The organism is Flavobacterium sp. (assembly GCF_049590715.1).
Taxonomy (GTDB): Bacteria; Bacteroidota; Bacteroidia; order Flavobacteriales; family Flavobacteriaceae; genus Flavobacterium.
Genome location: NZ_JBAWDL010000080.1, coordinates 1 through 5,884, shown reverse-complemented (window position 1 = coordinate 5,884; position 5,884 = coordinate 1). Strand labels below are relative to the sequence as shown.

Genomic DNA, 5,884 nt, shown 5'->3' with positions numbered 1-5,884 from the left:
GTTCAAGGTGATTTAGGAATAAAATTATTATTGCAAAATTTACAAAAACAAACTTCCGTATGCTTTGATACCGAGACTACTGGACTGAATGCCCTGCATGCGGAATTAGTGGGTATTTCTTTTTCTTATGAAAAAGGAAAAGCATTTTATGTTCCGTTTCCAGAGAATCAGGATGAAGCAAAAGTTTTGGCAGTAAAATTCATTCCATTTTTTGAAAATGAAGCGGTTGAAAAAATTGGTCAAAACATCAAATACGATTTGAAGATTTTGGCTAATTACGGAATTAACGTAGCAGGAAAATTATTTGACACGATGATAGCGCATTATTTGATTAACCCAGATATGCGTCACAATATGGATATTTTGAGTGAAACCTATTTGAAATATTCGCCAAAATCCATTGAAGATTTGATTGGTAAAAAAGGGAAGAATCAAAAATCAATGCGTGATGTTACTTTAGAAGACATTAAAGAATACGCCGCTGAAGATGCTGATGTGACTTTCCAATTAAAAGAACTTTTTGCAGTGGAATTGGAGAAAACAGCAACTCAAAAATTATTTGATGAGATTGAGATTCCGCTCGTTCCAGTTTTAGCTGCGATGGAAACTGAAGGAATCAATCTTGATGTTCCCTTTCTAAAATCAATGTCAACTGAAATGGCGCAAGAGAGCAATGCATTGGAACAAAAAATATACGAAACCGCTGGAGAAAAATTTAATTTGGCTTCGCCAAAACAACTCGGTGATGTTTTATTTGACAAATTAAAAATTGGCGGTGCCAAGCAAAAAAAAACAAAAACAGGACAGTATGCGACTGGCGAAGAAGTTTTATCTTATTTAGCCAATGACAACGAAATTGTACGTGACATTCTGGAATGGCGCCAAATGGTAAAATTACAAAGCACCTATATTGATGCTTTGCCAAACCAAGTGGATGTAAAAACAGGTCGTGTGCATACGGATTATATGCAAACCGTGGCTGCAACGGGACGTTTGAGCTCGAACAATCCCAACTTACAAAACATTCCGATTCGTACTGAAAGAGGACGTTTGATTCGAAAAGCTTTTATTGTTCGTGATGAAAATTACACCCTAGTTTCTGCCGATTATTCTCAGATTGAATTGCGTGTGATTGCTGCTTTGAGTGGCGAAGAAAACATGATTAAAGCGTTTCAAAACAACGAAGACATTCACAAATCGACTGCTTCTAAAGTATTTAATGTTCCGTTAGAGGAAGTAACTCGTGAACAACGTAGTCATGCTAAGACGGTGAACTTTGGAATTATATACGGAGTTTCGGCATTTGGGCTTTCGAACCAAACAAATCTTTCCCGTTCTGAAAGTGCGGATTTGATTGAGGCTTATTATAAATCCTATCCGAGATTAAAATCCTATATCAGTGAGCAAATTGATTTTGCTCGTGACAACGGTTATGTACAAACGATTTTAGGACGTCGTCGTTATTTAAAAGACATCAACTCACAAAATGCCATTGTTCGTGGTGGTGCGGAACGAAATGCGGTGAATGCTCCAATTCAAGGTTCAGCAGCGGATATCATCAAAATTGCGATGATTAATATTCACAACAAATTGAAATCCGAAAACTGGAAATCTAAAATGTTACTGCAAGTACATGATGAGCTTGTATTTGACGTACATAACGATGAACTTGAAAAAATTCAACCAATGATTAAACACGAAATGGAAAATGCTTTTAAACTGGAAGTACCATTGGAAGTAGATCTAGGTATGGGGAAAGATTGGCTAGAAGCGCATTGATTCTAACATATATACATTATATTTCGCCACGGGTTCACGAATATAAAATTTGTGAATTCGTGGTTCTTTTTTAAAACTTTGTTCATTTTTTGGATTTCAGTCAAAAAATAACAATATATTAAGAACTTAAGTAAAGCTAAAATTGATGTAAATGATATTTTTGTAAAAAACAGTAATTTAAACTCATTCGTAATTTTGAAAAACTTAAAATCAACGCTTAGCTTAGCTCTTTTAGTTGTCACAACCGCAACTTGGTCACAAACCGACCCAAAAGTAGATCAAACCAACACTTGGTTAACCTATAACGGAAATCACAAATTGACCGAAAAATGGGGATTGCATACGGAATACCAATTTCGCAGAAATGACGGATTGAAGAACCCAATGCAACACTTACTTAGATTTGGAATTGACTATAACATCAACAAAGAAGTGATGGTAACTGCGGGATGGGCCTATATTGAAACAGCAGCTTACGGTGAATTTGCAGAACAAATCCCTTCAAAATATAACAATTACAAATTTAACGAGCAACGAGTGTGGGAACAATTAGTAATCAATCATAAAAACAGTGGTCTTTTCGCTTTCGATAGCCGTTTTAGATTGGAACAAAGATGGTCGCAGTCTTTTACAAATACTGGAACTCCTTTAACTCCTGAGTATCAAAGATATGATGATCCTGAAGAAGGGTATTGGAAACTAAGACACAGAGCTAGATACCGTTTTAGAGTTACAGTTCCGTTGACCAATGATAAAATGGAAGACAACACCTTGTTTTTAGCGGTCGCTGACGAGATATTTGTAAATATAGGTGATCGTGTTACAGCTAATGTTTTTGATCAAAACCGTTTATCAGCAGCATTAGGATGGCGCTTTACCAAAGACTCGAATATTCAACTGGGGTATTTGAACCAATTTTCGCAAAAAAGCGATGGATTAAGCAAAGAAAACAACCATACCGTCACTGTAGGTTATACGCATAATTTAGATTTTTCTAAAAAGTAAAACCTCTACTGAATTTCATCTCAAAAAAAATCCATTCTTATTTTTTACGAATGGATTTTTTATTGGAGCGAGATGACTCTCTTTCTTTTAGTTTGGTTTTGATAACCACTGTTTCATATGGTGGCTCTATTCCGTCTTCAGATTCCAAACGATCAATCAACAATTTAGCAGCAACTTCACCTATTTCTACTCCGTGTTGACTAACCGTAGTCAAACTAGGTGACAATCTTCTAGAAGCTAAAATTCCATCGGCAAAACCAATAATTGAAAGTTCATCTGGAATTTTGTATCCTTGATTAACAGCTACTCTTAAGGCAGCAACCGAATCATTTTCGTCCAAAGCAAAAACAGCGTCAATGTCGTTATTTAGAAAAACAGCATCTATTTTGTTTTTCATATCTTCTTCACAATCGGTTCTTAAAATAATATTTTCATTTACCTCAATTCCATTATCTGTAAGTGCTTTTAAATAACCATCCGCTCTTAATTTGGCTACACTTAAATTATCAATTGAAGATATCAAAGCGATATTCTTACACCCTAAATTAATTAAACGTTGCGTTACATTTAAACCCGAATCAAAATCATCAACAATTACTTTATCACATTCAATATTTTCAGCAATACGATCAAACATTACAATGGGTGTACCTTCATTGATTATATCCGAGAAATGAGAATAATCTTGAAGCTTTTGTGCCTCCTCAGAAACTGAAAGAATAAAACCATCGATAGTACCATTACTCAACATTTGCAAGGTGTTGACTTCCTTAACTATCGATTCATTAGATATACAAGTAATCACGTTGTATCCTTTTTTATCCGCTTCCTTTTCGATCCCGCTGAAAACTTTAGCATAAAAGGAATTTAATATATTAGGAATAATAACCCCTATGGTTTTAGTTTTTCTATTTTTAAGATTCAAACCAATTACGTTAGGTTTATAATTTTTAAGTTTAGCATACTCCTTAATTTTAATTTTTGTCAATTCACTGATTTCAGGACTATCATTAAGTGCTTTTGAAACGGTAGAAACTGAAACATTCAGTTCTTTTGCAATTTGTTTAAGTGTTGCTTTTACTTTCATAATTAAGTATTTTATTTTTTTTGAAATTTCTCGCTCTCATAACTAAGACCGTCTCTAATGAAAAACGTTTAAAAATTTCAAAATTCAAATTCCAAAGCGCAAGATAATGATTTTAACAACACTATAAAAACAAGATAAAAGCAGTCTATCTTTTTTTAACTCAATAGAAATATTCATCAACAAGTCCATAAATAAAAGCAACAGATAGCGATATAAAATATCCAATTGATAATCAGACAAAAACGCTTGAAAAAATAATCATTTAAGGTATTTGGTTTTAAAATAATTAATTGTACTTTTGCAACCCCTTTATTGGGGATGGAATGTTTAATTAAAATATATTATTGTGAACGCATTAAGCTACAAGACAATTTCAACAACAAAAGCAAACTCTACAAAAGAGTGGATTGTTGTAGATGCTGATGGTCATAACTTAGGACGTCTTGCTTCAAAAGTCGCTATGATTTTGAGAGGTAAGTACAAGCCAAGTTACACACCACACGTGGACTGTGGAGATAACGTAATCGTTATCAACTCAGAAAAAATCAACCTTACAGGTAACAAAATGGACGAAAAGATTTACATGCGTCATACAGGTTACCCAGGAGGTCAAAGAACTTTAACTGCTAAAGTATAGCAAGCGAAAAACCCTGCAACGTTAGTAGAAAAAGCAGTAAAAGGAATGTTACCTAAGAACAAATTAGGAGCTGAACTTTTCAGAAATTTAAATGTTGTTGTTGGTTCAGAGCACAAACAAGGCGCTCAAAAACCAAGAACTGTTAACCTAAACGATCTTAAGTAATGGGAGTTATTCACAAAATCGGTAGAAGAAAAACCGCTGTTGCACGTGTTTATGTTTCAGAAGGAACAGGAGTAATCACGGTAAACAAAAAAGAATTTGCAACTTACTTCCCAACAGCTACTTTACAATACAAAGTAATGCAACCAATGTCTATGACAGAAAATGCAACCAACTTTGATGTAAAAGTAAATGTATTTGGAGGTGGTTCAACTGGTCAAGCAGAAGCTGTAAGAATGGCATTAGCTCGTGCAATGTGCGAAGTAAATGCTGAAAACAGAAGCATTTTGAAACCAGAAGGTTTATTAACAAGAGATCCAAGAATGGTTGAACGTAAGAAATTCGGTCAGAAGAAAGCTCGTAAGAGATTCCAATTCTCTAAACGTTAATATTACCTGTCTTGTTCCATTAGGACAAGACATACTGAATTTATTATTGAATTTAAAACAATGTTGTTGTTGTCTCACTGAGGTGAGAGATTAGTTTAGCATCTAAATGAAGCCAATAGCCAATAGCTACAAGCTAAAAGCCAAAGGAACATTGCTAACAACAGAACGTAAACTAGTACAAAAAAATGTCAAACAAAGTAGAAGTAAAAGACTTACTAGAAGCAGGTGTTCATTTTGGACACATGACTAGAAAATGGGATCCAAATATGGCTCCTTACATTTATATGGAGCGTAATGGTATTCACATTATCAATCTATATAAAACTGCAGCAAAAATTGAAGAAGCTAACGAAGCTTTGAAAAAAATCGCTGCATCAGGTAGAAAAATATTATTTGTTGCTACCAAAAAACAAGCAAAAGACATCGTAGCAGAAAAAGCTGCTGCTGCAAACATGCCTTACATCACTGAAAGATGGCCTGGTGGAATGCTAACTAACTTTGTAACTATCCGTAAAGCTGTTAAAAAAATGGCTACTATTGATAAAATGAAGAAAGATGGTACTTTCATGACACTTTCTAAGAAAGAGCGTTTGCAAGTAGATCGTCTTCGTGCTAAATTAGAGAAAAATTTAGGTTCAATCGCAGATATGTCTAGATTACCTGCTGCATTATTCGTAGTAGATATCAAAGCTGAGCACATCGCAATAAAAGAAGCTCAAAAATTAAACATTCCAGTTTTCGCAATGGTTGATACAAACTCTGACCCACGTGAGGTAGATTATGTTATTCCTGCAAATGATGATGCTTCTAAATCAATCGATAAAA

General features: G+C 34.4%; 5 protein-coding genes and 1 pseudogene. 5 read left to right on the top strand and 1 reads right to left on the bottom strand.

The genetic code is table 11. From position 1 onward, the window contains the following. A partial coding sequence (polA, locus tag WBQ70_RS04005; protein ID WP_423910887.1) for a DNA polymerase I occupies positions 1 to 1,779 on the top strand: 1,779 nt, incomplete at its 5' end. A gap of 195 nt (positions 1,780 to 1,974) precedes the next feature. Then, positions 1,975 to 2,784, top strand: a complete 810-nt coding sequence (locus tag WBQ70_RS04000; RefSeq protein ID WP_423910884.1) for a DUF2490 domain-containing protein — start codon at positions 1,975 to 1,977, stop codon at positions 2,782 to 2,784. Between the two features lie 37 nt (positions 2,785 to 2,821). Here the strand turns inward: WBQ70_RS04000 and WBQ70_RS03995 are convergent, their stop codons facing one another. After that, entirely contained in the window at positions 2,822 to 3,871 is a 1,050-nt protein-coding gene (locus WBQ70_RS03995; protein ID WP_423910882.1) for a LacI family DNA-binding transcriptional regulator, read from the bottom strand. Positions 3,872 to 4,217: 346 nt separating this feature from the next. Between WBQ70_RS03995 and rplM the strand changes: the two are divergent. From rplM to rpsB, 3 genes and pseudogenes are all read left to right on the top strand, one after another. Then, a pseudogene (gene rplM, locus WBQ70_RS03990) lies at positions 4,218 to 4,673 on the top strand (50S ribosomal protein L13). Next, positions 4,673 to 5,059 carry a 30S ribosomal protein S9 gene (gene rpsI, locus WBQ70_RS03985; RefSeq protein WP_423910879.1) on the top strand — a complete coding sequence of 129 codons (387 nt, stop codon included), beginning with the start codon at positions 4,673 to 4,675 and terminating at the stop codon, positions 5,057 to 5,059. The pseudogene rplM and the gene rpsI overlap by 1 nt, the downstream one beginning before the upstream one ends. A 185-nt stretch (positions 5,060 to 5,244) precedes the next feature. Beyond that, a partial coding sequence (gene rpsB / locus WBQ70_RS03980; RefSeq protein WP_423910877.1) for a 30S ribosomal protein S2 occupies positions 5,245 to 5,884 on the top strand: 640 nt, incomplete at its 3' end.